At 66.6% G+C, this 26892-nt stretch carries 30 protein-coding genes; 20 read left to right on the top strand and 10 right to left on the bottom strand.

Features of this window, described 5'->3' with window-relative positions; all coding sequences use genetic code 11:
- Window positions 1-8: 8 nt before the first annotated feature.
- Window positions 9-1520 carry a lipopolysaccharide biosynthesis protein gene (locus PBT88_RS20530; RefSeq protein ID WP_407696575.1) on the bottom strand — a complete coding sequence of 504 codons (1512 nt, stop codon included), beginning with the start codon at window positions 1518-1520 and terminating at the stop codon, window positions 9-11.
- Between the two features lie 11 nt (window positions 1521-1531).
- Window positions 1532-4351 carry a DNA polymerase I gene (polA, locus tag PBT88_RS20525; RefSeq protein ID WP_270077129.1) on the bottom strand — a complete coding sequence of 940 codons (2820 nt, stop codon included), beginning with the start codon at window positions 4349-4351 and terminating at the stop codon, window positions 1532-1534.
- 153 nt (window positions 4352-4504) lie between these two features.
- Between polA and sodC the strand changes: the two genes are divergently transcribed.
- Window positions 4505-5035: a superoxide dismutase[Cu-Zn] gene (gene sodC, locus PBT88_RS20520; RefSeq protein ID WP_270077128.1), complete on the top strand. Its 531-nt coding sequence runs from the start codon at window positions 4505-4507 to the stop codon at window positions 5033-5035.
- 5 nt (window positions 5036-5040) lie between these two features.
- Complete coding sequence (locus tag PBT88_RS20515) at window positions 5041-5760, top strand: hypothetical protein (protein WP_270077127.1); 720 nt, start codon at window positions 5041-5043, stop codon at window positions 5758-5760.
- A 174-nt stretch (window positions 5761-5934) separates the two neighbouring features.
- Here the strand turns inward: PBT88_RS20515 and nadB are convergent, their stop codons facing one another.
- Together nadB and PBT88_RS20505 are read right to left on the bottom strand one after the other, a co-directional pair.
- On the bottom strand, window positions 5935-7530 hold the full coding sequence (gene nadB / locus PBT88_RS20510) for an L-aspartate oxidase (protein WP_270077126.1): 1596 nt from the start codon (window positions 7528-7530) through the stop codon (window positions 5935-5937).
- 1 nt (window position 7531) lies between these two features.
- Window positions 7532-8458, bottom strand: a complete 927-nt coding sequence (locus PBT88_RS20505) for an ABC transporter ATP-binding protein (protein ID WP_270077125.1) — start codon at window positions 8456-8458, stop codon at window positions 7532-7534.
- Between the two features lie 104 nt (window positions 8459-8562).
- Here PBT88_RS20505 and PBT88_RS20500 point away from each other — a divergent pair, with 104 nt between their 5' ends.
- From PBT88_RS20500 to PBT88_RS20475, 6 genes are all read left to right on the top strand, one after another.
- Window positions 8563-8706 carry a hypothetical protein gene (locus PBT88_RS20500; RefSeq protein ID WP_270077124.1) on the top strand — a complete coding sequence of 48 codons (144 nt, stop codon included), beginning with the start codon at window positions 8563-8565 and terminating at the stop codon, window positions 8704-8706.
- Between the two features lie 79 nt (window positions 8707-8785).
- On the top strand, window positions 8786-8983 hold the full coding sequence (locus PBT88_RS20495; protein WP_270077123.1) for a zinc-finger domain-containing protein: 198 nt from the start codon (window positions 8786-8788) through the stop codon (window positions 8981-8983).
- A 53-nt stretch (window positions 8984-9036) separates the two neighbouring features.
- Window positions 9037-10467, top strand: coding sequence for a metalloprotease TldD (tldD, locus tag PBT88_RS20490; RefSeq protein WP_270077122.1), 1431 nt, complete (start codon window positions 9037-9039; stop codon window positions 10465-10467).
- Complete coding sequence (locus PBT88_RS20485; RefSeq protein WP_270077121.1) at window positions 10467-10670, top strand: putative signal transducing protein; 204 nt, start codon at window positions 10467-10469, stop codon at window positions 10668-10670. The genes tldD and PBT88_RS20485 overlap by 1 nt, the downstream gene beginning before the upstream one ends.
- A gap of 158 nt (window positions 10671-10828) precedes the next feature.
- A complete protein-coding gene (locus PBT88_RS20480) occupies window positions 10829-11167 on the top strand; it encodes a P-II family nitrogen regulator (RefSeq protein ID WP_270077120.1) in 339 nt (112 codons plus the stop codon).
- 14 nt (window positions 11168-11181) lie between these two features.
- Window positions 11182-12642 carry an ammonium transporter gene (locus tag PBT88_RS20475; protein ID WP_270077119.1) on the top strand — a complete coding sequence of 487 codons (1461 nt, stop codon included), beginning with the start codon at window positions 11182-11184 and terminating at the stop codon, window positions 12640-12642.
- A 195-nt stretch (window positions 12643-12837) separates the two neighbouring features.
- Here the strand turns inward: PBT88_RS20475 and PBT88_RS20470 are convergent, their stop codons facing one another.
- Together PBT88_RS20470 and recQ are read right to left on the bottom strand one after the other, a co-directional pair.
- The gene (locus PBT88_RS20470; protein ID WP_270077118.1) at window positions 12838-13263 is read right to left on the bottom strand and encodes a TIGR01244 family sulfur transferase; all 426 of its coding nucleotides are present in this window, start codon (window positions 13261-13263) and stop codon (window positions 12838-12840) included.
- A 38-nt stretch (window positions 13264-13301) separates the two neighbouring features.
- Complete coding sequence (gene recQ, locus PBT88_RS20465) at window positions 13302-15068, bottom strand: DNA helicase RecQ (RefSeq protein WP_270077117.1); 1767 nt, start codon at window positions 15066-15068, stop codon at window positions 13302-13304.
- 112 nt (window positions 15069-15180) lie between these two features.
- Here recQ and PBT88_RS20460 point away from each other — a divergent pair, with 112 nt between their 5' ends.
- The gene (locus PBT88_RS20460) at window positions 15181-15705 is read left to right on the top strand and encodes a thioredoxin family protein (protein ID WP_270077116.1); all 525 of its coding nucleotides are present in this window, start codon (window positions 15181-15183) and stop codon (window positions 15703-15705) included.
- A gap of 6 nt (window positions 15706-15711) precedes the next feature.
- On the opposite strand, the gene PBT88_RS20455 is transcribed toward PBT88_RS20460, so the two are convergent.
- Both PBT88_RS20455 and PBT88_RS20450 read right to left on the bottom strand, forming a co-directional pair.
- A complete protein-coding gene (locus PBT88_RS20455) occupies window positions 15712-16695 on the bottom strand; it encodes an aspartyl protease family protein (protein ID WP_270077115.1) in 984 nt (327 codons plus the stop codon).
- A gap of 66 nt (window positions 16696-16761) precedes the next feature.
- The gene (locus PBT88_RS20450; RefSeq protein WP_270077114.1) at window positions 16762-18588 is read right to left on the bottom strand and encodes an ABCB family ABC transporter ATP-binding protein/permease; all 1827 of its coding nucleotides are present in this window, start codon (window positions 18586-18588) and stop codon (window positions 16762-16764) included.
- Between the two features lie 250 nt (window positions 18589-18838).
- Here PBT88_RS20450 and PBT88_RS20445 point away from each other — a divergent pair, with 250 nt between their 5' ends.
- From PBT88_RS20445 to PBT88_RS20420, 6 genes are all read left to right on the top strand, one after another.
- On the top strand, window positions 18839-18973 hold the full coding sequence (locus PBT88_RS20445) for a hypothetical protein (RefSeq protein ID WP_270077113.1): 135 nt from the start codon (window positions 18839-18841) through the stop codon (window positions 18971-18973).
- 23 nt (window positions 18974-18996) lie between these two features.
- The gene (locus tag PBT88_RS20440) at window positions 18997-19185 is read left to right on the top strand and encodes a PspC domain-containing protein (RefSeq protein WP_270077112.1); all 189 of its coding nucleotides are present in this window, start codon (window positions 18997-18999) and stop codon (window positions 19183-19185) included.
- Between the two features lie 78 nt (window positions 19186-19263).
- Window positions 19264-19692 carry a cupin domain-containing protein gene (locus PBT88_RS20435; RefSeq protein WP_270077111.1) on the top strand — a complete coding sequence of 143 codons (429 nt, stop codon included), beginning with the start codon at window positions 19264-19266 and terminating at the stop codon, window positions 19690-19692.
- A complete protein-coding gene (locus tag PBT88_RS20430; RefSeq protein WP_270077110.1) occupies window positions 19689-20096 on the top strand; it encodes a ribose-phosphate pyrophosphokinase in 408 nt (135 codons plus the stop codon). Before PBT88_RS20435 ends, PBT88_RS20430 begins: the two co-directional genes overlap by 4 nt.
- A 57-nt stretch (window positions 20097-20153) precedes the next feature.
- On the top strand, window positions 20154-21374 hold the full coding sequence (locus PBT88_RS20425; RefSeq protein ID WP_270077109.1) for an aromatic ring-hydroxylating oxygenase subunit alpha: 1221 nt from the start codon (window positions 20154-20156) through the stop codon (window positions 21372-21374).
- The gene (locus PBT88_RS20420) at window positions 21375-23000 is read left to right on the top strand and encodes a phytoene desaturase family protein (RefSeq protein ID WP_270077108.1); all 1626 of its coding nucleotides are present in this window, start codon (window positions 21375-21377) and stop codon (window positions 22998-23000) included.
- A 35-nt stretch (window positions 23001-23035) separates the two neighbouring features.
- On the opposite strand, the gene PBT88_RS20415 is transcribed toward PBT88_RS20420, so the two are convergent.
- Complete coding sequence (locus PBT88_RS20415; protein WP_270077107.1) at window positions 23036-23587, bottom strand: 2'-5' RNA ligase family protein; 552 nt, start codon at window positions 23585-23587, stop codon at window positions 23036-23038.
- Between the two features lie 123 nt (window positions 23588-23710).
- On the opposite strand from PBT88_RS20415, the gene PBT88_RS20410 reads away from it, so the two are divergent.
- Window positions 23711-23932, top strand: coding sequence for a hypothetical protein (locus PBT88_RS20410; protein ID WP_270077106.1), 222 nt, complete (start codon window positions 23711-23713; stop codon window positions 23930-23932).
- 16 nt (window positions 23933-23948) lie between these two features.
- On the opposite strand, the gene PBT88_RS20405 is transcribed toward PBT88_RS20410, so the two are convergent.
- Window positions 23949-24269, bottom strand: coding sequence for a hypothetical protein (locus PBT88_RS20405; protein WP_270077105.1), 321 nt, complete (start codon window positions 24267-24269; stop codon window positions 23949-23951).
- Window positions 24270-24366: 97 nt separating this feature from the next.
- Between PBT88_RS20405 and ung the strand changes: the two genes are divergently transcribed.
- Genes ung through PBT88_RS20385 form a run of 4 tightly spaced genes read left to right on the top strand, consistent with a single transcriptional unit; the run spans window position 24367 to window position 26874 of the window.
- Window positions 24367-25077 (top strand): uracil-DNA glycosylase, encoded by a 711-nt coding sequence (gene ung, locus PBT88_RS20400; RefSeq protein ID WP_270077104.1) that lies wholly within the window; start codon window positions 24367-24369, stop codon window positions 25075-25077.
- Between the two features lie 37 nt (window positions 25078-25114).
- A complete protein-coding gene (locus PBT88_RS20395; RefSeq protein WP_270077103.1) occupies window positions 25115-25369 on the top strand; it encodes a type II toxin-antitoxin system Phd/YefM family antitoxin in 255 nt (84 codons plus the stop codon).
- The gene (locus PBT88_RS20390; protein ID WP_270077102.1) at window positions 25366-25632 is read left to right on the top strand and encodes a Txe/YoeB family addiction module toxin; all 267 of its coding nucleotides are present in this window, start codon (window positions 25366-25368) and stop codon (window positions 25630-25632) included. Before PBT88_RS20395 ends, PBT88_RS20390 begins: the two co-directional genes overlap by 4 nt.
- Before the next feature lie 54 nt (window positions 25633-25686).
- Window positions 25687-26874: a hypothetical protein gene (locus tag PBT88_RS20385; protein ID WP_270077101.1), complete on the top strand. Its 1188-nt coding sequence runs from the start codon at window positions 25687-25689 to the stop codon at window positions 26872-26874.
- Window positions 26875-26892: the final 18 nt, after the last annotated feature.

The following is a 26892-nucleotide window of genomic DNA, read 5'->3' as shown; positions in this document are numbered from 1 at the left end:
CGGCGGTCCTATGCCGCCGCCGGCACCTCTTCGCCCGGCTTGAGGCTGAACAGCATCCTGTCCTCCTCGCCGAAGCCGCGATACCAGATCACCGCGCCATAGGCGCCGAGGATCGCGGCGACGCCGAACACCAGCTCGGTCCATTCGGGCAGCCAGGTGAAGACGACGCCGACCACCGTGCCGGCGGCGGCGGCCGGCACCAGCGGCCAGCGCCAGCCCGAGACGCGATGGCCGAGCAGCCGGTGCAGCAGCTTGGCCTTGGCGATCGAGGCGAGCCCCAGCATGATCATCAGCGCGATCGCGGGGCCGGCGGCGGCGATGGTGTCGTTCTTGAGGTCGGCGACCGGATGCACCGCGCGGATGAGGTGGACGAGGATCACCGACAGCAGGGTCTGCCCGGCGATCATCGCCACCGAGATGGCGAGGTTGCGCTTGGCCGCGATGTAGATCAGCGCTGCTTCGCTGACCACGGCGGTCGCGGCGATCGCCTCGGCGGCGAGCAGCACGCCGAGCGCACCGGCACCGCCGACGAACTTCGGCCCGACCAGCCCCATCACCGCTTCGCCCGGAATGCCGAGCGCGAGCGCGATGCCGACCTGCGCGGCGATGATCCAGAAGCCGACCTGCCGCACCTGCTTGGCGACCGCCGCCTTGTTGTCCTCGGCGAGATTCTGGGTGATCACCGGGCCGAGGATCGGATCGAAGCTGGTCTTGAGCTTCTGCGGCAGCGAGGCGACCTGCTGCGCGACATAATAGATGCCGACGATCGCGGGCGAGAAGAACAGCCCGAGCAGCGCGATATCGAGGCGGCGCGAACCCCATTCGATTGCGTCCGCACCGGCCAGCGGCAAATTCTTGCGCATCATCCGGAGGATCTGCGCCGGTTCCGGCGACCAGCCCTTGGGCGGCCCATAGGCGCGCAGCAGCGGCCAGATCGAGGCGGCGAGCGCGGCAGCGGCGGAGATCGCGTAGGACAGGATCAGGCCGTCACGCAGCGAATAGAAGGAGAAGCCGAACGCCGCGATGCTGATCGCCCAGGGCTCGATCAGCGAGCGCGCGGTGACGGTCGCGCCGATATTGCCGCGATAGGCGAGGCCCGCCAGCGCAATATCCGATCCGGTCCACGCGAAGACGGTCAGCGGCAGCAGCCAGTCGAACCCGTTCACCTCGGAATTGGGAAAGAGCAGGATCGGCCATGTCATCAGCACGCCCGAGGCGAGGATCGAGACGATCAGCCCGACCAGCATCCCGTCCCACACGACATGGACATGGGGGCGCTTGGTGGTGGCGAGCTGCTGGGCGAGGCCGCGCTTGAGGCCGAGCGTCGCCAGCTGGGCGGCGAACTCGACGATGATCGTAGCGTAAGCGAAACGCCCCAGCACGGCGGCGCCATACCAGCGGCCGGCGATGAACAGGAAGGGCAGGCGCGCGGCGAGGCGGAGCAGGAAGCCGAGGAAATTGGTGCGGCCGCCCTTGGCGAGCGCCGCGATATCGCCCGGCCCGTCACCGTCGGCCTTGATCGACGACAGGCTCAATGCGCGGCGCCCCAGCTCGGGCCGGTGCCGATCTCGACGCCGAGCGGCACCGAGAGGGTGACGAGCGGTGCTGCGGCGCTCTCCATCACGGCGCGGATCACCGTGGTGGCGGCGTCGACATCCTTTTCGGGCAGCTCGAACACCAGCTCGTCGTGGACCTGGAGCAGCATCTTCACGTCGGGCAAGCCGGCCTCGGCCAGCGCCGGCCCCATCCGCACCATCGCGCGCTTGATGATGTCGGCGCAGGTGCCCTGGATCGGTGCGTTGATCGCGGCGCGTTCGGCGCCCTGGCGGATATGCTGGGTGCTGCTCGCGATCTGCGGAAACCAGGTCTTGCGGCCGAACAGCGTCTCGGTGAAGCCCTTCGCCCGAACCTGCTCCAGCGTCTCGTTGATATAGCTGCTGATCCCGGGGAAACGCTCGAAATAGCGGCTGATCATCGCCTGCGCGCTGTCCGCGTCGATCTCCAGCCGCGCGGCGAGGCCCCAGCGCGAGATGCCGTAGAGGATCGCGAAGTTGATCGTCTTGGCGCGGCCGCGGGTATCGCGGTTGACCTCGCCGAACAGCTCCATCGCGGTGCGGGCATGGACATCCTCTCCAGCCGCGAACGCCTCGCGCAGCGCCGGCACGTCGGCCATGTGTGCGGCGAGGCGCAGCTCGATCTGGCTGTAGTCGGCGGCGAGGATGACGTTGCCCGGCTCGGCGACGAAGGCGTCGCGGATCAGCCGGCCGGTCTCTGTGCGGATCGGGATGTTCTGGAGATTGGGGTCGGTCGAGGAGAGCCGCCCGGTCTGCGCGCCGGTGAGAGAATAGCTGGTGTGGACACGCCCCGTCACCGGGTTGATCTGCGCCTGCAACGCCTCGGTATAGGTCGATTTGAGCTTGGCGACCTGCCGCCAGTCGAGCACCATGCGGCAGATCGCATTGCCCTCGGCGGCGAGCTTCTCGAGCACGGTGACGTCGGTCGAATAGGCGCCGGACTTGCCCTTCTTGCCGCCCTTGAGGCCCTTCTCGTCGAACAGCACCGTGCCGAGCTGCTGGGGCGAGCCGATGGTGAAGGGATGGCCGGCCTCGGCGTAGATTTCCTCCTCCAGTCGCGCCATCTCCTGCGTGAACCGGCTGGACAGTTGCGACAGCTGGTCGCGATCGACCTTGATGCCGGCGCGCTCCATGCCTGCGATCACCGGGATCAGCGGGCGATCGACCATCTCGTAGACGCGGGTCGCGCCCTCATGGGCGAGGCGCGGCTTGAGCCGGGTCCACAGCCGGTAGGTGACGTCGGCATCCTCGGCGGCGTAGGCGGTGGCGCGATCGAGCGGGACATGGGCGAAGCTGATCTGCTTCTTGCCGGTGCCGGTCACGTCCTTGAAGCTGGTGCAGCTATGCGCGAGGTGGGTGGTCGCCGCCACGTCCATGCCATGGCCGCCCAGCATCTTGCCGGCGTCGAGATCGAACGAGATCACCATGCTGTCGTCGAACGGCGCGATCACCAGACCGTGCCGGGCCAGCACGTTGATGTCATATTTGATGTTGTGCCCGATCTTGAGCACCGCCGGATCGGCGAGCACCGGCAGCAGCTTGTCGATCACGGTGCCGAGCGGCAGCTGGGGCGGCTTCTCGCCGAACATGTCGTCGCTGGAAACGTGGCCGACGGGAATATAGGCGGCGCGGCCCGGTGCGGTGGCGAGGCTGATGCCGACCAGACCCGAGGCGATGCTGTCCAACGCATCGGTCTCGGTGTCGATGGCGAGCAGCCCACCCGCATGGGCCTCGGCGATGATCGCATCGAGCGCCGCCTCGTCGGAGATCGTCGCATAGGCCGTGCAATCGATCGGTGGCAGTTCGGGCAGCGCCGGCATCCCGGTGCGCTTGGCTATCTCGGCGGCGGGTGCGGTGGCGTCGCTCACCGGCGTCGCCTTGAGGTCGGTCGGCCGTGCCATCGGGCGCTCGCCCGTCAACCGCGACAGGAGGGTCTTGAAGCCCTGCTGCTCGAGGAAGTCGCGCAGCGGCTCGGGCGGGATGCCGTCCAGCTTCAGCGAATCGAGATCCTGCGGCAGCGTCATGTCGCAATGGAGCGCCACCAGCTGGCGCGACAGCCGCGCCATCTCGACATTGTTTTCGAGATTCTCGCGCATCTTGGACGGCTTCATCGCCGGGATCGCGGCGAGCACGCCCTCCAGATCGCCATGCTCGTTGATCAGCTTGGCAGCGGTCTTCGGCCCGATCCCCGGCACGCCCGGCACATTGTCGACGCTGTCGCCCATCAAGGCCAGCACGTCGCCGAGCCGCTCCGGCCCGACGCCGAACTTGGCCTGCACATAATCGACCGAACGCCGCTCGTTCTTCATCGTGTCGAGCATGTCGACCTGGCCGGGGATGATCAGCTGGGCCAGATCCTTGTCCGAACTGACGATGGTGACGTTCCAGCCAGCCTCGACCGCGCGGCAGGTGTAGGTGGCGATGATGTCGTCGGCCTCGAAGCCGTCTTCCTCGATGCAGGGCAGCGAGAAGGCCTTGGTCGCGGTGCGGATCAGCGGGAATTGGGGGACCAGATCCTCGGGCGCCGGCGGCCGGTGCGCCTTATACTGGTCGTACATGTCGTTGCGGAAGGTGTGGCTGCCCTTGTCCAGCACCACCGCCAGATGGGTCGGCCCGTCCGCCTTGTGCAGCGCGTCGGCGAGCTTCCACAGCATCGCGGTATAGCCATAGACCGCGCCGACATTGAGCCCGTCGCGATTGGTGAGGGGCGGCAGCTGGTGATAGGCCCGGAAGATATAGCCGGAGCCGTCAACGAGATAGAGATGGTTGGATGCCATGCCGCCCGCTTAGCAAGCGCGCGGATCGAAGGCGACAGGCGTTGCGCGCATGGCGGTGCTTGGCAGGGCGGCTGTGGCCGCGCTACCATGGGCCTTGTCCGAGATCCGATATCCGTGGCCGGCAGGCCCGGTGCCTCACCAAAGGAGTCCGTCATGCGTATTCTGCCCGTGTTCGCCGGTTTGCTGCTGGCGGGGACCGCGATCGCCCAAGACCCGATCGCCGCGCCGCAGACGGTCAAGACCAGCGAACTGAAGAACGGCGCCGGTGCCGTGATCGGCCATGTCACCCTGACCGACGCGCCCCACGGGGTGCTCCTGCGCGTCGAGGCGAGCGGGCTGACGCCGGGCTGGCACGGTATCCATTTCCACGAAAAGGGCGATTGCTCGGATGCGGCGTTCAAGATGTCGGGCGGCCACGTCCACACCATGACGCCATCGATCCATGGACTGCTCAACCCGCAGGCCAGCGACCAGGGCGATCTGCCCAACATCTTCGCCGGTGCGGACGGCACGGCGACCGCCGAACTGTTCACGCCGCTGGTGGCGCTGCATGCCGGCACGGCGCGGGCGGACCTGCTCGACGCCGATGGATCGGCGGTGGTGATCCACGCCGCCGCCGATGACTATAAGACGCAGCCGATCGGCGGTGCCGGTGCGCGCGTGGCCTGTGCGGTGGTGAAGTAGCACGCGTGGGCAGGTTCGGGATCGAGGGACGGATGCGGCTGGCGCTGGCGATGCTGCTGGTGGGGGCCTGCGCCGCGCCGACGCAGGCGGGGCTGTTCGCCAAGCATGCGGTGGGCGTCACCGGCATCTATGGCAGCCCACGCCCGATGACGGTGACGGCGCCCGACGGCCGCACGCGGGCGATCGCACGCTTTTCGGACTGGACCCCCGACGACGACTCGGACGACCATCTGAGCGTCTTCATCGGCGGCGACGATCATGATTTCGCCGGCGGACCCCATGCCGAACTGCTCTGGGCGCCGGATTCGCGAGCGCTTGCCGTCACGGCCAACGCCGTCACCGCCGACGACGAGGACGGCCAAGGATCGTTCGAGACGACGATCCTGGTGCGCAAGCCGAAGGGACGGCACTGGCGTGAAATCAACCTGACCCGCAAGATCCGCAAGCTGTTCGCACCGCAGATGCTGTGCGACGATCATGAAAAGGCGAATGTCGGCGCGGTCGGGTGGACGAGCGGGCAGCGGCTGATCGTCGCGGCGCAGGTGCCGGTGCATTCGAGCTGCGCCAATAGGGGTGGCACCGCCGCCTATATCGTCGACGTGCAGACCGGCGACGTGCTGATGGACGTCGACGCGCGCGTGCTTCGCCAGCGCTATGGGCAGATGCTGGGCACGGCGTTCCCGAAAATCCGCGCCCACCATCACAGGCACCGCCGCAAGCGCTAGGCTGGAGCAGGAGTGCGTTCGCGACTCGGCTTAACGAGACGGGCGTCATCCTGAACTTGTTTCAGGATCCCAGCGAACCTTGGCGCTTCACGCTCGGTAGAGGCGGGATGCTGAAACAAGTTCAGCATGACGGGCTTGAAGGGAGGGCGCCCGGCCGTTCGACACTTCTGGATGTTAGGGAACCAGGATCGTGTCCCGCGCCTCGGGCAACGTCTCGGGATAGTCGAGCGTGTAGTGGAGGCCCCGGCTCTCCTTGCGGGCGAGCGCGCAGCGGACGATCAGGTCGGCGACCTCGACCAGATTGCGCAGCTCGATCAGGTCGGGCGTGACGCGGAACTCGCCATAATAATCCTCGACCTCGCGGCGCAGCGTCTTGATGCGGTGCTGGGCGCGCTCCAGCCGCTTGGTGGTGCGGACGATGCCGACATAATCCCACATGAAGCGGCGGATCTCGCGCCAATTGTGCTGGACGATCACCTCTTCGTCCGAATCGGTGACGCGGCTTTCGTCCCATGGGCGGATCGGGGGCGGCGCCGGCATCTCGTCGAAATGGCGGCCGATGTGGCCGGCCGCCGCCTCGCCGAACACGAAGCATTCGAGCAGCGAGTTGGAGGCCAGCCGGTTGGCGCCGTGGAGGCCCGACTGGGTGCATTCGCCCACCGCATAGAGGCCGGGCAGATCGGTGCGGCCCTTGAGATCGACAATGATCCCGCCGCAGGTATAATGCTGGGCGGGCACGACCGGGATCGGCTGGGTGGTGATGTCGATGCCGAGGTCGAGCAGCTTGGCGTAGATCGTCGGGAAGTGGTGCTTCACGAACTCGGGCGGCTGGTGGCTGATGTCGAGATGGACATAATCGAGGCCGAGCCGCTTGATCTCATGGTCGATCGCGCGTGCCACGATGTCGCGCGGCGCCAGTTCCTCGCGCGGATCGAAATCGGGCATGAAGCGGTGGCCGGCACCGGGCGCGCCCGGCGGCAATTTCAGTTGCCCGCCTTCGCCGCGCATCGCTTCGGTGATCAGGAAATTCTTGACGTCGAGATTCCACAGGCAGGTCGGGTGGAACTGCATCATCTCCATGTTCGACACGCGCGCGCCGGCGCGCCACGCCATCGCGATGCCGTCGCCGGTCGCGCCGCGCGGCGCGGTCGAATAGAGATAGGTGCGCCCCGCGCCGCCGGTGGCGAGGATCGTCGCCTTGCCGGTGTAGAGCTCGACCGCGCCGCTGCGCCGGTTGAGCGCGTAGACGCCCCAGACATGGCCGTCGCCGAGATAGCGTTCGCCGTGGCGGGAGGTGGCGAGGTCGATCACCGCCATGTCGGGGATCAGGGTGATGTTGGGATGCGCCACTGCGGCGCGCTGCAGCGCGACCTGCACGGCATGGCCGGTGGCATCGTCGACATGGGCGATACGGCGGTGGCTGTGGCCGCCTTCGCGGGTCAGATGGAGGGCATTGCCCTCCTGGTTGAACGGCACGCCGAGCTGGATCAGCCGCTCGATCGCCGCCGGCGCGCCCTCGATCACGAACTCGACGGCGGCGCGGTTGTTGAGGCCCGCGCCCGCCACCATCGTGTCCTCGATATGATTCTCGAAGCTGTCGCCCTCTTCGAGCACCGCGGCGATGCCGCCCTGCGCCCAGTTGGTCGATCCTTCCGAAAGGCCGCCCTTGGCGAGCACCGCGACCTTGAAGCGTTCGGCCAGCGACAGTGCTGCGGTCAGCCCCGCCGCGCCCGATCCGACGATGACGACGTCGAAGGGCCGGGTCGCCATCTCAGGCGGCCGCCCGGTCGGAGGTGAGGCTCAGGAACACATCCTCGAGATCGGCCTCGCGGGTCGATACGTCGATGATGCCATAGCCTGCCGCATTGAGCGCGGAGAGCACCTCGCCGGCGTTCACCTTGTCCTTATGGTAGGTGATGGCGATGACGCGATCGCCCTTGAGCTCGCTCTTCTCGAAGCAGGCGATATCGGGCGCGGCGGCGATGTCGCGATCGAGCGTCACCTCCACCACCTTCTCCTGCGCCTTGGCGAGCAGGGTAGTGGTCGGCTCGTTGGCGATCAGGCGGCCATGGTTGATGATCGCGATGCGATCACACAGCTCCTGCGCCTCCTCGAGATAATGGGTGGTCAGCACCACGGTGGTGCCGCGCGCGTTGAGTTCGCGGACATAGGCCCAGAGCTGCTGGCGCAGTTCGACGTCGACGCCGGCGGTCGGCTCGTCGAGGACCAGGACGGGGGGCGTATGGACCATCGCCTTGGCGACCAGCAGCCGGCGCTTCATGCCGCCCGACAGCGAACGGGCATAGGCATCCGCCTTGTCGGAGAGATACACTGCCTTGAGCAGCTCCATCGTCTTCCGCTCGGCCTTGGGAATGCCGTAGAGGCCGCCCTGGATCTCCAGCGCCTCGCGCGGGGTGAAGAAGGGATCGAACAGGATTTCCTGCGGCACGATGCCGATCGAGCGCTTGGCGTTGCGCGGGTGCTCGTCGATGTCGAAGCCCCAGATCTCGGCCTTGCCGGCGCTCTTGTTGACGAGCCCCGCCAGGATGTTGATCAGCGTCGATTTGCCGGCGCCGTTGGGGCCGAGCAGGCCGAATATCTGGCCCCTCGGCACATCGAAGCTGACGCCGTGGAGCGCGGTCTTGCCCCCGGCATAGGTCTTCTGGAGGTCCTGGATGCGGATCGCGGCGTCTGTCATGCGCGGGCAGATAGACGTTGCGGTGCCGTGCCGCTAGGGGCGGGCAGCGCCATTAACCTTTTCCCTTCACCGGGCATTAGGCATTTTGGGCGACTATGGCGGACATGACACAGGCAGCCCTCCCCAGCATCGTCCGCCGATCGCGCTTCGCCATCATGGTCGCGGTGCTGCTCGCGCTGCTGGTGGCCGTGGTCGAGGTGCCGCTGGCGGCGCCGGTCACGGCAGCCGCGCCCGCCGTGCTGGCCTGATACGGCGTCCTTCAGTCGGCCCGATCGACCGAGCCCGATTGATCCAGGGCCGGCCGCTTGCTATGCGGCGGATGTGAGCATGAACCAGCCCGAAACGATCCGCGTCTCCACCTCTCGCGTGGTGTGCGACGGTGCCAGCGACATCCCGACCGGCGCCGCGCTCGGCCATCCGCGCGTGTTCCTGGAGATTGACGAGGAGGGCTTCGTCGAATGCGGCTATTGTGATCGCCGCTTCGTGCTGATCGGCGGCCCGGCTGATCGGAGCGAAGCCGCCTGAGGCTTTGATCTGCGAGGGTTTCATAGGTTGGAGCCCGCGCCTATATCGTCGGTATGACGAGCCTCACAGATCCCCGCGCCTTCCTCTATCGCGACGCCTTCGATCCGGATGCGGCGCAACGACTCACCGCCTCCGCGCTCGGCGCGTGCGACGATGGCGAGCTCTATCTCCAATATCTCGCCGCCGAGAGCTTCGGCTTCGACGATGGCCGGCTGAAGACCGCCGATTTCACCACCCAGTCCGGCTTCGGCCTGCGCGGCGTGTCCGGCGAGACCACCGCCTTCGCCCATGCCAACGAGATTTCGGAGGCCGCCATCCGCCGCGCGGCCGAGACGATGCGGCTGCTCGATCCGGCCAGGAGCGCGAAATCGCCGCCGCCGGCGCGGACCAACCGTCACCTCTATGGCGATGCCGATCCGCTGAGCCTGGTGCCGTTCGCGAAGAAGGTCGAACTCTGCCAGACCATCGATGCGATGGCGCGGGCGCGCGATCCGCGCGTCGCGCAGGTGTCGGTCGGTCTGTCCGGCACATGGAGCGTGATCGAGATCGTGCGGCCCGACGGTTTCCTCGCCACCGATGTCCGCCCGCTCGTCCGCCTCAACGTCTCGATTGTCGCCGAGCAGAATGGCCGGCGCGAGACCGGCTTCTTCGGGCTGGGCGGCCGCTATCTCTACGATCGGCTGTTCGAGCCGGCGACCTGGGAACGCGCCATCGACGAGGCGCTGCAGCAGGCGCTGGTCAATCTCGAGGCGGTGGCGGCGCCCGCCGGCGAGATGACCGTGGTGTGCGGCCCCGGCTGGCCCGGCGTGCTGCTCCATGAGGCGATCGGCCATGGCCTCGAAGGCGATTTCAACCGCAAGGGTTCGTCCGCTTTCTCGGGCCGCATCGGTGAGCGGGTGGCGGCGCCCGGCGTGACGGTGGTGGACGACGGCTCGATCGCCGATCGGCGCGGCTCGCTCTCGATCGACGACGAGGGCACGCCGACCCAGTGCAACACGTTGATCGAGGACGGTATCCTGAAAGGCTATATGCAGGATCGGCTCAACGCCCGGCTGATGGGCGTGCCCGCCACCGGCAATGGCCGGCGCGAGAGCTTCGCCCATGCCCCGATGCCGCGCATGACCAACACCTTCATGCTCGGCGGCAAGGACGATCCGGCCGAGATCCTCTCGCGCGTGAAGACCGGCATCTACGCCAAGAGCTTCGGCGGCGGGCAGGTGGACATCACCTCCGGCAAGTTCGTCTTCACCTGCACCGAGGCCTATAAGATCGAGAATGGCCGTCTCGGCGCGCCGATCAAGGGCGCGACTTTGGTCGGCGACGGGCCATCCGTGCTCACCCGCGTGCAGGCGATCGGCAACGACATGGCGCTGGACGAGGGCATCGGCATCTGCGGCAAGGGCGGCCAGTCGGTGCCGGCCGGCGTCGGCCAGCCGACCCTGCTGATCGATCGGCTTACCGTTGGCGGCACGGCGGCGGCCTGATGGCGCTGGTCGAGATCGAGACCTTTCCGGATCGGATGATCGCCGAGATGGCGCGCGGCCGGCTGGCGGCCGAGGGTATCGAAGCGATCCTGTTCGACGGTGGCGTTGCCGGCCTCGGTCTCGGCGGCCTGCTGCCGGCGCGGCTGATGGTGGACGAGGCGGACGAAGCCCGGGCATTGCGCTCGCTGGAGCCCGACTTCTGACCGGCCTTCTGCTCAAAAAAGCAGCATCCATGCATTTCTGCCTAAGACTCGGGCGATCATTTCGCCTCTGAATCCTATTTCGTCGCGGAAATGTCACGTTTCCCGATTGGCACGTCTCTTGCGAACCCGAATTCCGGGCAAAAAAGCAGGGAGGCGGCATGAAACTGATCATCGCGATCATCAAGCCATTCAAGCTGGACGAAGTGCGCGAGGCGCTGTCGGGTATCGGCGTCGCCGGCATGACCGTCACGGAGGTGAAGGGCTTCGGTCGGCAGAAGGGGCAGACCGAAATCTACCGCGGTGCGGAATATTCGACGAACATGGTGCCGAAGATCAAGGTGGAGGTCGCCTGCACCTCCGATCTGGCACCGCGCGTCGTCGAGGCGATCCAGCAATCGGCGAACACCGGCGCGATCGGCGACGGCAAGATCTTCGTGCTCGATCTCGCTCAGGCGGTGCGCATCCGCACCGGCGAGATCGACGAAACCGCGCTGTGAGGGAAGGGGGAATGATGAAACCAGTCACCAAGCTGGGCCTCGGCCTGGCAACGCTGGGAATGGCGGCGTTTGCCGCGCATCCGGCGCTCGCGCAGGCGGCGGCCGCTGCTGCGCCCGCTTCACCCATCCCCGCGCCGACGGTCAACAAGGGCGATACCGCCTGGATGTTGGTGTCGACGCTGCTGGTGCTGATGATGTCGGTGCCGGGCCTTGCTTTGTTCTATGGCGGCCTGGTCCGCACCAAGAACATGCTCTCGATCCTCACCCAGACGCTCATGATCGTCTGCATGGTGTCGGTGATCTGGGTGTGCTGGGGCTATTCCGAAGCGTTCACCGCCGGGCCGACGCCGTTCTTCGGCGGCCTTTCCAAGCTGTTCCTCAAGGGCGTCGATGCCAATAGCCAGGCCGCGACCTTCTCGAACGGCGTCTATATTCCCGAGCTGGTCTATGTCTGCTTCCAGATGACCTTCGCCTGCATCACGCCGGCGCTGATCATCGGCAGCTTCGCCGAGCGGGTGCGCTTCTCGCCGCTGATGCTGTTCGTGGCGCTGTGGGTGACCTTCATCTATTTCCCGATCGCGCACATGGTCTGGTATTGGGAAGGCCCCGACGCGATGGCGGCGGCCGCGATCAAGGGCGGCCAGGCGCTCACCGACGCGACCAACGACGCCGGCTATCTGTTCCAGAAGGGCGCGCTCGATTTCGCCGGTGGCACCGTGGTGCATATCAATGCGGGTATCGCAGGCTTCGTGGGCTGCCTGATCTTCGGCAAGCGCCTCGGCTATCCGAACGAGCCGATGCCGCCGCACTCGCTGACCATGACCATGATCGGCGCCTCGCTGCTGTGGGTGGGCTGGTTCGGCTTCAACGCCGGTTCCAACCTCGAATCGAACGGCGTCACCGCCGTCGCCTTCATGAACACCTTCATCGCCACGGCCGCCGCCGGCCTCTCCTGGCTGCTGGTCGAGCAGATCGTGAAGGGCAAGCCGTCGCTGCTCGGTGCGGCCTCGGGCGTCGTCGCCGGTCTCGTCGCCGTCACCCCGGCTTCGGGTTTCGCGGGCACCATGGGATCGCTGATCCTCGGCCTGATGGTCTCGCCGATCTGCTTCTTCTTCGTCACCACGGTGAAGTCGAAGTTCGGCTATGACGACTCGCTCGATGTGTTTGGCGTGCATTGCATCGGTGGCATCACCGGGGCGATCATGACCGGCATCCTCGACAACCCGGCCTTCGGCGGCCAGGGCATCGCCGATTACACCAGCAAGCCGGGCACGATGGTGGCTGGCACCTATGCGATGTGGCCGCAGGTGATCACCCAGATCGAAGCGGTCGTGATCACCCTGCTGTGGTCGGGCATCGGATCGGCGATCCTGTTCTTCATCATCGACAAGGTCTGGGGCATGCGCGCCTCGCCGGAAGCCGAGCATGAAGGGCTCGACATCTCCGATCATGGCGAGCGCGCCTACCACTATTAAGAGCTTCCTCCTGCGAAGAAACCTGGGCCGGCGAGGCAACTCGCCGGCCTCTTTTTGTTGGAGGGCCGCTTTGTCGTGAACCTCAAGCGCCGGCGCGATGCATCCGCATCGCTCGGCTTTCCTCGCATCAGCTCGGGCGCGCGTTCGCGCTTGCGGGCCTTCGGCCCGGCCTGTCCTTCAGCGCTCTGGGAGACCTCACCCCTTCGGGCGCAGGCTCTCGATCATCGGCAGCAGCGGTGCCACGTCATAGCCGGCATTGGCCGCCTTGGCAGCGATCTCGGAAGGCTCGTCGCCGGCCGCACCCCGCGCCAGCGACCACAGGAAGGTCGATCGCGTGCCCGATCGGCAGAAGGCCAGCGCCGGGCCGGGCCGGGCGAGCGCCGCCGTCATCGCGTCGACCTGGTCCATCGAGAAGCCCGAATGATCGACCGGGATATGAGCATAGCCGAGGCCCGCCGCGGTCGCCGCGGCCTCGATCTCGGCGGAGCTCGGCTGGCCGCCCTGCTCGCCGTCGGGTCGGTTGTTGATGATCATGCGGACGCCCTGCTGCGCCGCCGTGGCGATATCGTCAGGGGCGATCTGGCCGGCGACCAGCAGGGTTTCATCGATGGTGCGGAACATGGCAGCGCCTCCTCGCGGGTTTCGCAGCCGCCCTTAGCCTATCCCTGCCAGTTGCGCAGCACCTCGAGGAAGGCGGCCCCATAGGCCTCCCGCTTGGCCTCGCCCACGCCGGTCACCTGCGCCAGCCCTGCCAGCGTGGTCGGATGCAGCCCGGCCATCTCGCGCAGCGTCGAATCGTGGAAGATGACATAAGGCGGCACGCCGCGCTCCTTGGCGATCTCGCGGCGTTTCGCGCGCAGCGCCTCGAACAGCGGATCGTGCGGATAATCCTCGGCCGCGGCGCGCTTGCGCTTGCGCTCACGCTTCTCCTGGACGACGAGCCCGACCGATTCCTCGCCCTTGAGGATCGGTCGCGCGGCGGGGCCGAAGGAGAGGCCGCCATAGTCGTCGGCGCGCAGCGCATCGCGCGCGATCAGCACGCGGGCGACGGCGCGGACCAGTTTCAGCTCCTCCTCGTCGGCGATCCCGAACACCGAGAGACTGTTATGGCCGTTGGCGATGACCTTCTCGGTGTCGCGCCCGGCGAGCACGTCGACCAGATGGCCGACGCCGTAGCGCATCTCGGTGCGGAAGGCGGCGGAGAGCAGTTTCTGTGCCACCGTCGTCACGTCGGTGGTCGCGGGCGGGTTCAGGCAATTGTCGCAATTGCCGCAGCGCTCGGCCGGATGCTCGCCGAAATGGCGCAGCAGGATCGCGCGGCGGCACTCGGCGGTCTCGACCAGATGGGCGAGCGCGGTCAGCCGCGTGCGTTCGCCGGCGACGCGGCTGTCGTCGACCTCGCCGAGCCGCTTGCGGGCGCGGGCGAAATCCTCGGCCCCCCAGAACAGATGGGCGACCGCCGGATCGCCGTCGCGCCCGGCGCGGCCGGTTTCCTGATAATAGGCTTCGATCGACTTGGGCAGGCCGGCATGGGCGACGAAGCGGACGTCCGGCTTGTCGATGCCCATGCCGAAGGCGATGGTGGCGACCATCACCATGTCTTCGGACGCCACGAAGTCGCGCTGGTTGCGGGCGCGCACCGCCGGATCGAGCCCGGCATGATAAGCGCGCGTCTCGCGCCCGGCGTCGGCGATCTGGGCGGCGAGCCGCTCGGTCGCATCGCGGGTGGGGGCGTAGACGATGCCGGCGCCCGGCTGCTCGGCGATGAACGCCTTGAGCTGGGTGGCGAGGCCGTCGCGCGGGCTGATCCGATACTGGATGTTGGGCCGATCGAAACCCGCGACGATCAGGCCGTCTTCGGGCAGGCCCAGTTGCTGGAGGATGTCGGCACGGGTGTGCGCGTCGGCGGTGGCGGTCAGCGCAAGCCGCGGCACCTCGGGAAAGGCATCGAGCAGCGGCCGCAGCAGGCGGTAATCGGGCCGGAAATCATGGCCCCATTCGCTGACGCAATGCGCCTCGTCGATCGCGAACAGCGACAATTCGGTGGTCCGCAGCAGATTGCGGAAGCCTTCTCCCGAAGCCCGTTCCGGCGCCACGTAGAGCAGATCGAGCGCGCCCTCGCGGAAGCGGCGCATCGTCTCCTCGCGATCGGAATCGGCCGATGTCAGCGTGGCGGCCTGGATGCCGAACGCCTCGGCCGATCGCACCTGATCGTGCATCAGCGCGATCAGCGGGGAGACGACCACCGCCGTGCCGGGCCGCGCCAGTGCCGGCAGCTGGTAGCAGAGCGACTTGCCGGCGCCGGTCGGCATCACCGCCAGCGTGCCGCGGCCGGCCATCACGCGATCGATCACATCGGCCTGCACCCCGCGAAAACCGGGAAAGCCGAAAGTGGTGCGCAGGATATCGAGGGGATCGGCGAGCATGTCGGCCCGCGTTAGCGCGATCGCGCTGCCGCGTCACCCGCCCAAGCTCGGCTTGCGAACGGGCGACGAGAGCTATCTAGCGCGAAACGCGGCGTCCTATTAGGCTCACCCCATGATCAAATCCGTCGCGCTGTTCGCCCTCGCCGCTCTGTCGGCCACCGCCCTCACGGCACCCGCCGTTTCCGCGCCCCAGGCGCCGCATGTCTCGGTCGCCAGCATCGATCAGCTGCCGCAGCCTTTGCCCTTCCCCTATGACGAGAATGCCGATGCGCAGGCCGTCGTCGCCAAGGCCAAGGCGCAGGCCAAGCGCGAGCACAAGCGCCTGCTGATCGATCTCGGCGGCAATTGGTGCCTCGATTGCCGGGTGCTGGCGAGCATCATGGAGCTGCCCGAGCTTCAGCCCTATCTCGCCAAGCATTTCGTGATCGCCAAGGTGAATATCGGCCGGTTCGACAAGAATGGCGAGATCGCCGCCCATTATGGCATTAATGGCCGGTTGGAAGGCGTCCCCGCCATTCTGGTGGTGGACCCGGCGCATGACCGCCTGCTCAACCGCGACAAGCTGTTCGCGCTCGCCGATGCGCGCCACATGACGCCGCAGGGGCTGGCCGACTGGCTGGCGCAGTGGGTGGCCTGATCCGGCTCAACCGGCCGGATCGAGGCGAACCGTCGTTCCGTCATTCTCGCCCCGCCGCAACAGGCGCACCTTGCGGCGGGCGAAATCGATCGAGACCCGGCTGAACGCCTGCATCATGTCCATGCCGAGCAGCATCGCCGGCTTGTTGGCGACACCGAAGCGCGCGAATGCGTGGGCGTCGTCGAAGGCGATGACGACGTTGCTCATATGCCATGGCCCCAGCCTCAGGTCGCTGATCGGGGCATAGGTGGCGACGATCTCGCGGCCGGTGACATCGGTGATGACGGTCTGCTGCGGCGTCGCCTTCTTTTTGCGCACCAGCCTGTCCATCAGGGCCAGATTGCCGAGCGTGACCATGCTGCCGGTATCGACGATCGCATAGATGCGCTGCCCGGCGGCATCGGCGTCGGCCAGCACCAACTGGCCGAAGCGGCTGCGGGCGGTGACGACGATCTCATTGTCGATCGGCGCGCGGAACATCTTGTCGGCGGGCTCCACCGACATGCTGTGGTGCAGCAGATCGATCACCACTTTCTTGCCCTTCAGCGTATCGATGCCGAGGATGCCGGCCGCGCCCAGGTTCGTCTCGTCGAGTATGGGCGCCACGATCTCCTTGGCGGGCAGCGTGCCGACATAGAGCGATGCTATCCGCGCCGCCGGCACCTCACTTTCGCCACCGATGCTGTGCAGCGGGACGGTGCCTGCGGCGGGCAGGGCAAGCTGGGCGGCCAGCCTGCTCGAGATCACCGTGCGCGTCGCACCGCTGTCGACGATGAAGCGGAACGGGCCTTGTCCGTTGATCAGCACGGGAACGGTCATGCGGGCGTCCACCTCGCGCAGCTTCACCGCGGTGCTGGCGGGATCGCCGGGCACGGTCGTGGCATCCGCCGGCGTGGTGGTGGCGGACATGGTGGTAACGGGCGGCGCCGGAAGGGCCGGGGCAGCCGTCTGTAGCATCGCCCCCAGCGCCACGATCATGCCGATCGACATCGCAAGCCCCTCCTGTTGTTTTGGGAGGATGGTAGGCTTGTGCGCGCCGCGATCAAGCGGGCGCGCTTATTCGGCGGCGAGGGTGTCCTCGGTGTCGTGCTCGGCGGCCTGGCGGGTCCACATCTCGGCATAGAGGCCGGCCCTGGCCATCAGCTCGGCATGGGTGCCGCGCTCGGCGACGGCGCCGGCATCGAGCACCACGATCTGGTCGGCATCGGCGATGGTCGAGAGGCGGTGGGCGATGGTGATGGTCGTGCGCCGCGCCGCCACGGCGTCCAGCGTATCGAGGATCTCGGCCTCGGTGCGGCTGTCGAGCGCGCTGGTCGCCTCGTCGAGGATCAGGATCGGCGGGTCTTTCAGCAGCGTGCGGGCGATCGCCACGCGCTGCTTCTCGCCGCCGGACAATTTGAGGCCGCGCTCGCCGACTTCGGCGGCATAGCCCTTGGGCAGGCTCTCGATGAAGCGATCGATCGCCGCGCCGCGGGCGGCAGCCCGGATATCCTCGTCGGTGGCGCCGGCGCGGCCATAGCCGATATTGTAGCCGATCGTGTCGTTGAACAGCACGGTATCCTGCGGCACGATGCCGATCGCGGCGCGCAGCGAGGCCTGCTGCACCCCGGCGATATCCTGCCCGTCGATGGTGATGCGGCCGCCGTTCAGATCGTAGAAGCGATAGAGCAGCCGCGCGATGGTCGATTTGCCGGCCCCCGACGGGCCGACGATCGCCAGCGTGCTGCCGGCCGGCACGTCGATGTCGATGCCCTTCAGGATCGGCCGCTCGGCGTCATAGGCGAAGCGCACATCCTCGAAGCGGACATGACCGCGCGCCACCGCCAGCGCCGGCGCGCCGGGCAGGTCCACCACCTCGGCATCGGTGTCGATCAGATCGAACATCGCCGCCATGTCGAGCAGGCCCTGCCGCACCGTGCGATAGACCATGCCGAGCATGTCGAGCGGGCGGAACAGCTGGCTGAGCAGGGTGCTGACCAGCACCACATCGCCGGCACTGAACTGCCCGCGCGCCCAGCCGGCGACGACCAGCGCCATGCCGCCCGCCATCATCAGGTTGGTGATCAGCGCCTGGCCGATGTTGAGCCAGGCGAGCGACGTCTCGTTCTTCACCGCCGCGCTGGTATAGGCGGTGATGGCGCGATCGTAGCGCTGGGCTTCGCGCTCCTCGGCGTTGAAATATTTCACCGTCTCGAAGTTCAGCAGCGAATCCACCGCATGGGCGACCGAGCGCGTGTCGAGATCGTTCATCTTCGCGCGCAATGCGTTGCGCCAGTCGGTCACGATCCGGGTGAAGGCGATATAGACGGCGACCATCACCAGCGTGGAGACGACCAGCCACAGCCCGAAGCGGCTCCAGAAGATCTGCACCACCAGTGCCAGTTCGAGCACCGTCGGCGCGATGTTGAACAGCAGGAAATAGAGCATCGTGTCGATGCTCTTGGTGCCGCGCTCGACCACCTTGGTGACCGCCCCGGTGCGCCGCGACAGATGGAAGCGCAGCGACAATTGGTGGAGATGGCGGAACACCGTCGCCGCCAGCCGGCGCGTCGCATCCTGGCCGACCCGCTCGAACACCGCGTTGCGCAGATTGTCGAACAGGGTGCCGCCGAACCGCGCCGCCGCATAGCCCACCACCAAAGCGACGATCAGCGTGGTCGCCGATCGATCGCCATGCGCCATGTGATCGATCGCATTCTGGAGCGCGAACGGCGCGCCATAGACCTGCACCAGCTTGGAGGCGACGACCAGCAGCAGTGCCACGACGATGCGCAGCCGGAGCGCGGGTGCGTCGGCGGGCCAGAGATAGGGCAGGAAGCGGCGGAGCGAGGCGAAGCCGGCGTCGGTCTTCGTCTCCATCGTGCCGGGGAGATCGGGTGGCATGTCCCGGCCTATGTAGTGCGGTGCGGCGGCATCGCAAATGGCGGATGTTCGCCACGCATCGCGATCCTGGACACGAAAAGTACCAATCTGTGGCAAATGTTGCGGTAAGTTAGGAATTGCCGCGGCTGCGCCATAGGCCCGATGTTCGAGAAAGGCGGAAATGCGCCATTTATTCGATTTGGCACGACCCCTGCAATCATCCTGGCGTCCCGCCGATCACCGGCGGAACTCGATCATCAGGAGATACGCCATGTTCTCGTTCAACCTCACCGCCGTCCGTGACACGCTGGTTTCCGCCGCCGGTGCGGTGGTGTGCAGCGCCATCCTCGTCGCCGCCGCCGTCATGCCCGCGCAGACCTCCGCTGCCGCCGTGTTCCGCTTCTGATCGCCGTCGAGCGGAGACATATCATGTCCCATCCTTTCGTGATCGACCGTCGCCGGGGGGCGTGGCTCGGCGTCTGCCGGGGGTTCGCGGACTGGTCCGGCGCCGATGTCGGGCTTGTCCGGGTCGCGCTGGTGGCGCTCACCATCCTCGGGCTCGGCCTGCCGGGTATCGTCGCCTATGTGCTGATCGGCTGGCTGGCGGGGACGCGCTGAGCGCCCGCCAGCCGCCTGCTGCCGGACCCTTTGTTTTCGACCCTTGCCTCTCCCGCCTGCCCCGCCGACATTGCCGCGATGGACGATGCACGGGCGATCATCGAGCGACTGGCGCTCGCACCCCATCCCGAAGGCGGCTGGTATCGCGAGACCTGGCGGGCCGCGGCGCCGCCCGGCGAGCGCGCCGGGGCGACCGCCATCCTGTTCCTGCTCGAAGCCGGCCAGCGATCGCATTGGCACCGCGTCGATGCGGCCGAGCTGTGGCTCTGGCATGCCGGCGCGCCGCTGCGCCTGTTGACCGCGCCCGACGATGCCGGGCCGGTCGAGCGGGTCGCGCTGGGCGGCGACGTGCTGGCCGGGGAACTGCCGCAGCGGCTGGTCCCGCCCCACCATTGGCAATCGACCGAGACCATCGGCGGCTGGGCGCTGGTTTCCTGCGTCGTCGCGCCTGCCTTCGATTTCGCCGGCTTCACCCTCGCCGCACCCGGCTGGGCGCCCGCCGCATGACCGATGCCCTCACTCCGGATGATGCCCCCGCCCCGGATAGCGCCGGGCCGAACGCCATCGCGGACGTGGCGCGGGTTCGCGGACTGCTGCTCGACGCGGCGCGTGCCGGCGAGGCGATCAGCTATTCCGCGCTGCTGGCGGCGCTCGGCCACCGTTTTACCCGCCCGAAGATGCGCGCCGTCTGCAAGACGCTCGCGGTGATCGACGAGGCGGGCATGGCGGCGGGCGAACCCGAACTGGCCGTGCTGGTCGTCCGCGAGTCGGATGGCCTGCCGGGGCAGGGCTGGTGGGCCGGCGGCCAGGCCTTTCTGCGCGGCCATGACGGGCCGTGGGAAGGGCCGGCGGCCCGCGCGCTGGTCGATGGCCTCCAGCGCGAGGTGTTCGCCTATTGGGCGACGCGCTGAGCCGGGTCTTGCCATGGCCCACTTCTGCTGTACGATCGTGCAGCAATGGAGGGCGGCATGGCGCGGGCGGCACCGGGTGTAGACAGTGACATCGATCCCGATGCGGGCTGGAGCCTGCCGGCCTGGACCTATGCCGACCCTGAATTTTTCGCGGCCGAGATGGCGCGCGTCATCCGTCCCTCCTGGCAGCTGGTCTGCCATGCCAGCGACGTCGCCGGCGCGGGCGATTTCCATACGCTCGATTATGCCGGCGAGAGCGTGGTGGTGGTGCGGGGGCGCGATGGCGGGCTGAACGCCTTCATCAATGTCTGCCGCCACCGCGGCGCGCGGCTGCTCGACGGGCCTTCGGGCTGCGCGAAGCGGCTGGTCTGCCCCTATCATGCCTGGACCTACGATCTCGACGGCCGGCTGACCGGCGTGCCGATGCGCGACAGCTATGCGATCGACCCCGCGCAGCACGGCCTCGTGCCGGTGGAACTGGAGACGTGGCGCGGCTTCGTCTTCGTGAGGCTGGAGGGTGGCGGCCCGTCGGTGGCGGCGATGATGGCGCCCTATGAGGCGGAAATCGCGCTTTATCGTTTCGAGGATCTGCGCGCCTTCGGCCGGGTGACGCTGCGGCCGCGCACGGTCAACTGGAAGAATATCGGCGACAATTATTCGGACGGGCTCCACATCGCGGTGGCGCATCCGGGGCTCAAGCGGCTGATGGCCGATGGCTATGGCGTCGAGGCCAGCCCGCATGTCGACAAGATGTGGGGGCCGATCGTCGACAAGCCCTCCGCCAACCCGTCCGAGCGCGCCTACCAGCATTTCCTGCCACAGGTGCCGCATCTGCCGCCCGAACGGCAGCGGCTGTGGACCTATTTCAAGCTCTGGCCGAACGTCGCCTTCGACATCTACCCCGATCAGGTCGATTTCATGCAGTGGCTGCCGGTCTCGCCGACGCACACGCTGATCCGCGAGATCGCCTATTGCCTGCCCGATACCGACATGCCGGCTGGCTGGAAGCGCGCGATGACGGCGGCGCGCTATTGCAACTGGCGGATCAACCGGCAGGTCAATGCCGAGGATACCGGCCTCGTCCAGCGCGTGCAGGACGGCATGGCGTCGGCCAGCTTCACGGTCGGCCCGCTGAGCGAGCAGGAGGTCGCGCTGCGGAATTTCTGCGGCAAGGTCCGCCATGCCATCCCCGAGGCGCGCCTGCACCACGCGCCGGCGCCCGGCTGGAGCCGGCGGCCTCATCCGGTATCCGGCCCTGCTTCCGACGGAGTGTCCTGAATGACCAAGCGCACCGATGCCGTGATCATCGGCGGCGGCCATAACGGGCTGGTCTGCGCCTTCTATCTCGCCCGCGCCGGCAAGTCGGTACGCGTGCTGGAACGGCGCTCGATCGTCGGCGGCGCCGCGGTGACCGAGGAATTCCACCCCGGCTTCCGCAATTCGGTGGCGAGCTACACGGTCAGCCTGCTCCAGCCCAAGGTGATCCGCGACATGAAGCTGGCCGAGCGGGGCTTGCGCATCGTCGAGCGGCCGATCTCCAACTTCCTGCCGCAGGATGACGGCCGCTATCTCAAGCTCGGCGGCGGGCTGGAACGGACCCAGGCCGAGTTCCGCAAATTCTCGACCCATGACGCCAAGGTGCTGCCGGCCTATTACGAGTCGCTGGAGACGGTGGCCGACGTGCTGCGCGATCTGGCGTTGCGTTCGCCGCCGAACATGGGCGAAGGGTTGGGCACCTTGTTGTCCGCCGCGCGGCAGGGGCGTCGGCTGGCCGGACTCAGCCTCGCCCAGCATCGCGACATGCTCGATCTCTTCACCAAATCGGCGCGCACCTTCCTCGATGGCTGGTTCGACAGCGAGCCGGTGAAGGCGGCGTTCGGCTTCGACGCGGTGGTCGGCAATTTCGCCAGCCCCGATACGCCGGGCTCGGCCTATGTCCTGCTCCACCACGTCTTCGGCGAGGTGAACGGCAAGAAGGGCGCGTGGGGCCATGCGATCGGCGGCATGGGCGCGATCACCGGGGCGATGCGCCAGGCCTGCGAGGAGGCCGGGGTGGAGATTTCCACCGATGCGGCGGTCGAACAGGTGCTGGTCGATGGCGGCCGCGCGGTCGGGGTGCGGCTGGAGGACGGTGCCGAGGTGTTCGGCAAGGCGATCGTCGCCAATGTCGGCCCGCGCCTGCTCTACGACAGGCTGATCGCACCGGACGATCTCGCGCCGGAATTCCGGCGCCGGGTGAAGGGCTTCAAGGTCGGCTCCGGCACCTTCCGGATGAATGTCGCGCTGTCCGAGCTGCCGCGCTTCGCCTGCCTGCCGCAGCCCGGCGAGCATCACCAGTCCGGCATCATCATCGCGCCGACGCTCGATTATATGGATCGCGCCTTCACCGATGCCAAGCGCAGCGGCATGTCGGCCCGCCCGATCGTCGAGATGCTGATCCCGTCGACGGTGGACGACAGCCTGGCGCCGCCCGGCCAGCATGTCGCCAGCCTGTTCTGCCAGCAGTTCGCGCCCGAACTGCCGCGCGGCGCCGATGGCCCTGCGCGCAGCTGGGACGACGAGCGCGAGACCGCCGCCGACCTCATCATCGCGACCGTCGAGCGCTGGGCGCCGGGCTTCAAGGCCTCGGTGATCGCGCGGCAGATCCATTCGCCGCTCGATCTGGAGCGCAAGTTCGGGCTGGCCGGCGGTGACATCATGCATGGCAATATGAGCCTCGATCAACTGTGGTCGGCGCGGCCGATCCTCGGCAACGGCGCCTATCGCGGCCCGCTGAAGGGCCTCTATATGTGCGGCGCCGGCACCCATCCCGGCGGCGGCGTCACCGGCGCCCCCGGCCACAATGCGGCACGCGAGATCCTCGCCGACGATGGCCTGTGGCGGCGGATGATCCGCGCTGCCTGATCGGGAGGGCGGGGCGACCGACACGGCCGGCCTGGTCAGGCGCTGTCGCGCTGGCGCGGCGGCAACGTCCAGCGGCCGAGTTCCTCGTGCAGGGTGCGCCCGTGCCAGCTGCGCACCAGCACCAGTTCGTCGACCAGCCAGCTAATCCCGTCGATCGGGCGCACGCCGCGCGGGCCGCCATAGCTGTACCCCAATGTCACATGCGGCGAGGGCGCCGCCTGCCGGGCGAGATCGAGGCCGTAGTGGCGCGCCGTCTCGACGACATAATCCTGGCATCCCCGTGCGCCGAGCAACGGCCGACTCGCCTTGAGCAGGGTGCTGCGCGCGCTCGTTACCAGCTGATCGAACACCACGCGGAAGGCGAAGGGCGGCATCGTCGCCATGATCCAGCCGACCAGCGCGACGATGAAATCCTCCGGCACGCCGGCGACGTCGAGCTGCGCGAGGGTGATGTGGCGCCGCGCGATCGATACCAGATCCAGCCCGGGCAGCACCGGCGCGATATCGTTGGAGACATCCAGATGCTCGCTCACCGCATCGGGCAGGCGGGCGAATAGATAGAGGCGGGAATCGGGACATGCGCTCATCGGGGCGGACCTCGCGACCAATCTGCGCCGTTGTTCTCTATCTGTTCCTACATGTCAAGGCTTAATCCGCCATGCCCGGCAGACTGCTTGGCAGAAACTCCGCGCTGGGCGATAGTTCCGCGGATGTTCAATCTTCTCTCGATCCTCATCGGCCTGGCCGCGCTGGTGCCGGCGCTGATCGCCTTCGTCCCGCTGTTCGGCTGGATGTATTGGTTCATCATCCCGGTCGCGGTGGTCGGGCTGGCGATCGGCTTACTGTCCAGCCGCAACGGCGGGCGCAATCTCAACCTGGTGGTGATCCTGGTCGGACTGGCCCGCCTGATGATCGGTCACGGCATCTTCTGACGGCGCGCCGCCGGGCTCAGCTCTTGCCGAACAGCCCCGAGGCGAAGCCGCCGAGCTTGCCCAGGATGTCGCTACCCTGGTCGCTGTGGAGCAGGTTGGAGAATTCGGCCAGGCTGCCCTCGCCGCCGATATGGCCGACGATCTGCTGCAACACGTCCGGCGAGAGGCCGGTCTGCGCGGCGGCGGTTTCCACCGTGTCGCCGGGCTGCGGATGGGCGACGCCCAGCGCATGTACCGCCTGCTCGACCTGATCGGGCGACAGGCCGACCTTGGCCGCGAGATTCTGGATGTCCACATGGCCGGTCACCTGGCCGAGCAGTCCGTCGAGCAAACCCATCGCGATTCTCCTGAAAACGAGGTGGCGCCAGCCTAACAGATCGGCGGGCGTTGACGAGTCCGGGCCGCTCGCGCAGAGGCCGTGGCTGGAGGTGGCCATGGCCGACGCGCAACCCGTGAAGCTGCACGCAAGCTGGCGCGAGCCGCTCGCCGAGGAATTCGCCAGCCCCTATATGGCGGCGCTGCGCCAGTTCCTCGTCGCCGAGAAGGCGGCCGGCAAGCGCATCTTCCCCAAGGGCAACGAGTGGTTCCGCGCGCTCGACCTGACCCCGCTCGACGCGGTGCGGGTCGTGATCCTCGGCCAGGATCCCTATCATGGCGAGGGCCAGGCGCATGGCCTGTGCTTCTCGGTCCAGCCCGGCGTCCGCCCGCCGCCGAGCCTCGTCAACATCTACAAGGAGCTGCACAGCGACCTTGGCCTCGCCCGGCCCGGCCACGGCTTCCTCGAACATTGGGCGAAGCAGGGCGTGCTGCTGCTGAACTCGGTGCTGACCGTGGAGAGCGGTCTCGCCGCCAGCCACAAGGGCCGCGGCTGGGAGAGCTTCACCGACGCGGTGATCCGGCTGGTCGCGGCGAAGGAGACGCCGGTCGTCTTCCTGCTGTGGGGCAGCTACGCGCAGAAAAAGGCGGCGTTCGTGCAGAGCGTCGCGCAGGGCGGCCGCCATCTGGTGCTGAAGGCGGCGCACCCCTCGCCGCTCTCGGCGCACAACGGCTTTTTCGGGAGCCGGCCTTTCTCGCAGGCCAACGCCTTCCTGGAGGCGCATGGCGAAACCCCGGTGGACTGGTCGCTGCCGGAGATTCACCGGTAGGTTGAAAATCTGTACAGAATATTGTACAGAATTCCGCATGACCGCCCTCAGCTTCTCCGACGCCCGCGCCAATCTGAAGGCGGTGATGGATCGTGCCGTGGCGGATCGCGCGCCGATCTCGATTACGCGCCAGAAGGCAGAGGGCGTGGTGATGATCTCGCAGAGCGAATGGGATTCGATTCAGGAGACGCTGTACTTGCTGCGCTCTCCGAAGAATGCCGAGATGCTGCTGCGCGGGATCGCCGAACTCGACGCCGGCAAGGGCGAGGAGCATGAGCTGATCGAGCCGTGAAGATCACATTCTCATCGGTCGCGTGGGATCACTATCTCTATTGGCAGGCCGAGGACGCCAAAGTGCTTGCCCGGCTGAACGCGCTGCTCAAGGAATGTCAGCGCGATCCCTTCCGGGGCACCGGCAAGCCCGAGCCGCTCGGTGGCAATCTGTCGGGCTGGTGGTCCCGCCGGATCAATTCAGAACATCGGCTGGTGTATCGGGTTGCCGGGAAGGGTGACAGGCAGGCGTTGGAAGTGGCAGCTTGTCGGTATCATTATTGACAGTTCACCCTTTGTCCCGGCAGTATCTTCTAAGCCAAAGTGGAGAGTTGAAGAATGGTGGAAGGCGATTCGTCCGGCACGGTTAAGGAAAAGAAACCGCGCTCGGCGAAGGCAAAGCCTGTCGCGACTAAAAGCTCTCCTCAAAAGGTGCCGCAAAAGCGGAGCCGCGTTGTACGCAATTTCCCAGCGTCGCCATTCGAAGAAGCTTTGTCATTCGCGAAGGCTGTCCTGGATTATGGCAGCGGCGCATCTGTGCGCCGTGTCACACTATTCAATCATTTAGGAAAGTCGCCTGAAAGCGGGCTCAGTCGACAAATCATTACGAATGCAAACAAATACAATTTGATTAAAGGCGGCTATCAAGCTGACATCCTTGAACTCACCCCTGAAGGGAAAAAGGCTTCCGACGAGCAGATCCAGCCACGCGAGAGAGCCCGTGCGCGTGTTCAACTGGCCATTTTGGATATTGAGCCCTTTTCCGGTCTGTTTCAGAGGTTCCAAACACTGCGCCTTCCCGCGAAGGGCGCTCTCATTGATGCAGTCAAGGAATTTGGCGTAAGTGCAGATGCTGCCGAAGAGGCTGTTGATACATTCATCGTCAATTTGCGGTTTGTCGGTCTTCTTCAAACACTTTCTGGCGCCGACCGAATCATAACTATCGATCACCTTCTCGACGACCTCCCATCTTCACTCGGATTTCAATCCGAACCGTCAATGATTCCAGTTTCTTCTGGGCAGCTCATAACGTCAGGTGATGCGCATTTCGAAGGAATTGCTTTCTATATCACCCCAATTGGCGATGTTGGCTCAGAGCAACGGGAGCATTCTGATTTATTTCTCGGCTCGATTGTTGAGCCAGCACTTGAAAGCTTACAACTCAAAGTGATCCGCGCCGATCAGATTGATCGGCCCGGAGTAATAACCAAACAAGTAATAGAATATCTTTTTAAATCTAGATTAGTAATAGCTGATCTTTCATATCATAACCCTAATGTGTTTTATGAGCTTGCTATCAGGCACATGCTGAGAAAACCTGTTGTCCAGTTAATGCGAACATTAGATAAAATACCTTTTGATGTAAATCAGGTGAGAACGATCTCGGTTGATACATCCAGTATCTATAAGATGGTTCCTCAACTTGAGGCTTACAAATCTCAACTAGCAGCTCAAGTGAGAAGCGTGTTGGAAAATCCAGACGCAGTAGATTCACCTATTTCGATGTATCTGCCGGCTAGCGGATAGCTCTCACTCCGCCGGCAG

Source organism: Sphingomonas abietis, from assembly GCF_027625475.1.
In the GTDB taxonomy this organism is placed as follows: Bacteria; Pseudomonadota; Alphaproteobacteria; order Sphingomonadales; family Sphingomonadaceae; genus Solisphingomonas; species Solisphingomonas abietis.
This window is presented reverse-complemented; position numbering and strand designations above follow the sequence as displayed.

What these genes read in the sequence shown, in the direction of transcription:
- polA (WP_270077129.1), bottom strand. Translation starts at nt 4,351, where the DNA reads ATGGCATCCAACCATCTCTATCTCGTTGACGGCTCCGGCTATATCTTC.
- sodC (WP_270077128.1), top strand. Translation starts at nt 4,505, where the DNA reads ATGCGTATTCTGCCCGTGTTCGCCGGTTTGCTGCTGGCGGGGACCGCG.
- nadB (WP_270077126.1), bottom strand. Translation starts at nt 7,530, where the DNA reads ATGGCGACCCGGCCCTTCGACGTCGTCATCGTCGGATCGGGCGCGGCG.
- PBT88_RS20505 (WP_270077125.1), bottom strand. Translation starts at nt 8,458, where the DNA reads ATGACAGACGCCGCGATCCGCATCCAGGACCTCCAGAAGACCTATGCC.
- PBT88_RS20500 (WP_270077124.1), top strand. Translation starts at nt 8,563, where the DNA reads ATGACACAGGCAGCCCTCCCCAGCATCGTCCGCCGATCGCGCTTCGCC.
- PBT88_RS20495 (WP_270077123.1), top strand. Translation starts at nt 8,786, where the DNA reads ATGAACCAGCCCGAAACGATCCGCGTCTCCACCTCTCGCGTGGTGTGC.
- tldD (WP_270077122.1), top strand. Translation starts at nt 9,037, where the DNA reads ATGACGAGCCTCACAGATCCCCGCGCCTTCCTCTATCGCGACGCCTTC.
- PBT88_RS20485 (WP_270077121.1), top strand. Translation starts at nt 10,467, where the DNA reads ATGGCGCTGGTCGAGATCGAGACCTTTCCGGATCGGATGATCGCCGAG.
- PBT88_RS20480 (WP_270077120.1), top strand. Translation starts at nt 10,829, where the DNA reads ATGAAACTGATCATCGCGATCATCAAGCCATTCAAGCTGGACGAAGTG.
- PBT88_RS20475 (WP_270077119.1), top strand. Translation starts at nt 11,182, where the DNA reads ATGAAACCAGTCACCAAGCTGGGCCTCGGCCTGGCAACGCTGGGAATG.
- PBT88_RS20470 (WP_270077118.1), bottom strand. Translation starts at nt 13,263, where the DNA reads ATGTTCCGCACCATCGATGAAACCCTGCTGGTCGCCGGCCAGATCGCC.
- recQ (WP_270077117.1), bottom strand. Translation starts at nt 15,068, where the DNA reads ATGCTCGCCGATCCCCTCGATATCCTGCGCACCACTTTCGGCTTTCCC.
- PBT88_RS20460 (WP_270077116.1), top strand. Translation starts at nt 15,181, where the DNA reads ATGATCAAATCCGTCGCGCTGTTCGCCCTCGCCGCTCTGTCGGCCACC.
- PBT88_RS20455 (WP_270077115.1), bottom strand. Translation starts at nt 16,695, where the DNA reads ATGTCGATCGGCATGATCGTGGCGCTGGGGGCGATGCTACAGACGGCT.
- PBT88_RS20450 (WP_270077114.1), bottom strand. Translation starts at nt 18,588, where the DNA reads ATGCCACCCGATCTCCCCGGCACGATGGAGACGAAGACCGACGCCGGC.
- PBT88_RS20445 (WP_270077113.1), top strand. Translation starts at nt 18,839, where the DNA reads ATGTTCTCGTTCAACCTCACCGCCGTCCGTGACACGCTGGTTTCCGCC.
- PBT88_RS20440 (WP_270077112.1), top strand. Translation starts at nt 18,997, where the DNA reads ATGTCCCATCCTTTCGTGATCGACCGTCGCCGGGGGGCGTGGCTCGGC.
- PBT88_RS20435 (WP_270077111.1), top strand. Translation starts at nt 19,264, where the DNA reads ATGGACGATGCACGGGCGATCATCGAGCGACTGGCGCTCGCACCCCAT.
- PBT88_RS20430 (WP_270077110.1), top strand. Translation starts at nt 19,689, where the DNA reads ATGACCGATGCCCTCACTCCGGATGATGCCCCCGCCCCGGATAGCGCC.
- PBT88_RS20425 (WP_270077109.1), top strand. Translation starts at nt 20,154, where the DNA reads ATGGCGCGGGCGGCACCGGGTGTAGACAGTGACATCGATCCCGATGCG.
- PBT88_RS20420 (WP_270077108.1), top strand. Translation starts at nt 21,375, where the DNA reads ATGACCAAGCGCACCGATGCCGTGATCATCGGCGGCGGCCATAACGGG.
- PBT88_RS20415 (WP_270077107.1), bottom strand. Translation starts at nt 23,587, where the DNA reads ATGAGCGCATGTCCCGATTCCCGCCTCTATCTATTCGCCCGCCTGCCC.
- PBT88_RS20410 (WP_270077106.1), top strand. Translation starts at nt 23,711, where the DNA reads ATGTTCAATCTTCTCTCGATCCTCATCGGCCTGGCCGCGCTGGTGCCG.
- PBT88_RS20405 (WP_270077105.1), bottom strand. Translation starts at nt 24,269, where the DNA reads ATGGGTTTGCTCGACGGACTGCTCGGCCAGGTGACCGGCCATGTGGAC.
- ung (WP_270077104.1), top strand. Translation starts at nt 24,367, where the DNA reads ATGGCCGACGCGCAACCCGTGAAGCTGCACGCAAGCTGGCGCGAGCCG.
- PBT88_RS20395 (WP_270077103.1), top strand. Translation starts at nt 25,115, where the DNA reads ATGACCGCCCTCAGCTTCTCCGACGCCCGCGCCAATCTGAAGGCGGTG.
- PBT88_RS20385 (WP_270077101.1), top strand. Translation starts at nt 25,687, where the DNA reads ATGGTGGAAGGCGATTCGTCCGGCACGGTTAAGGAAAAGAAACCGCGC.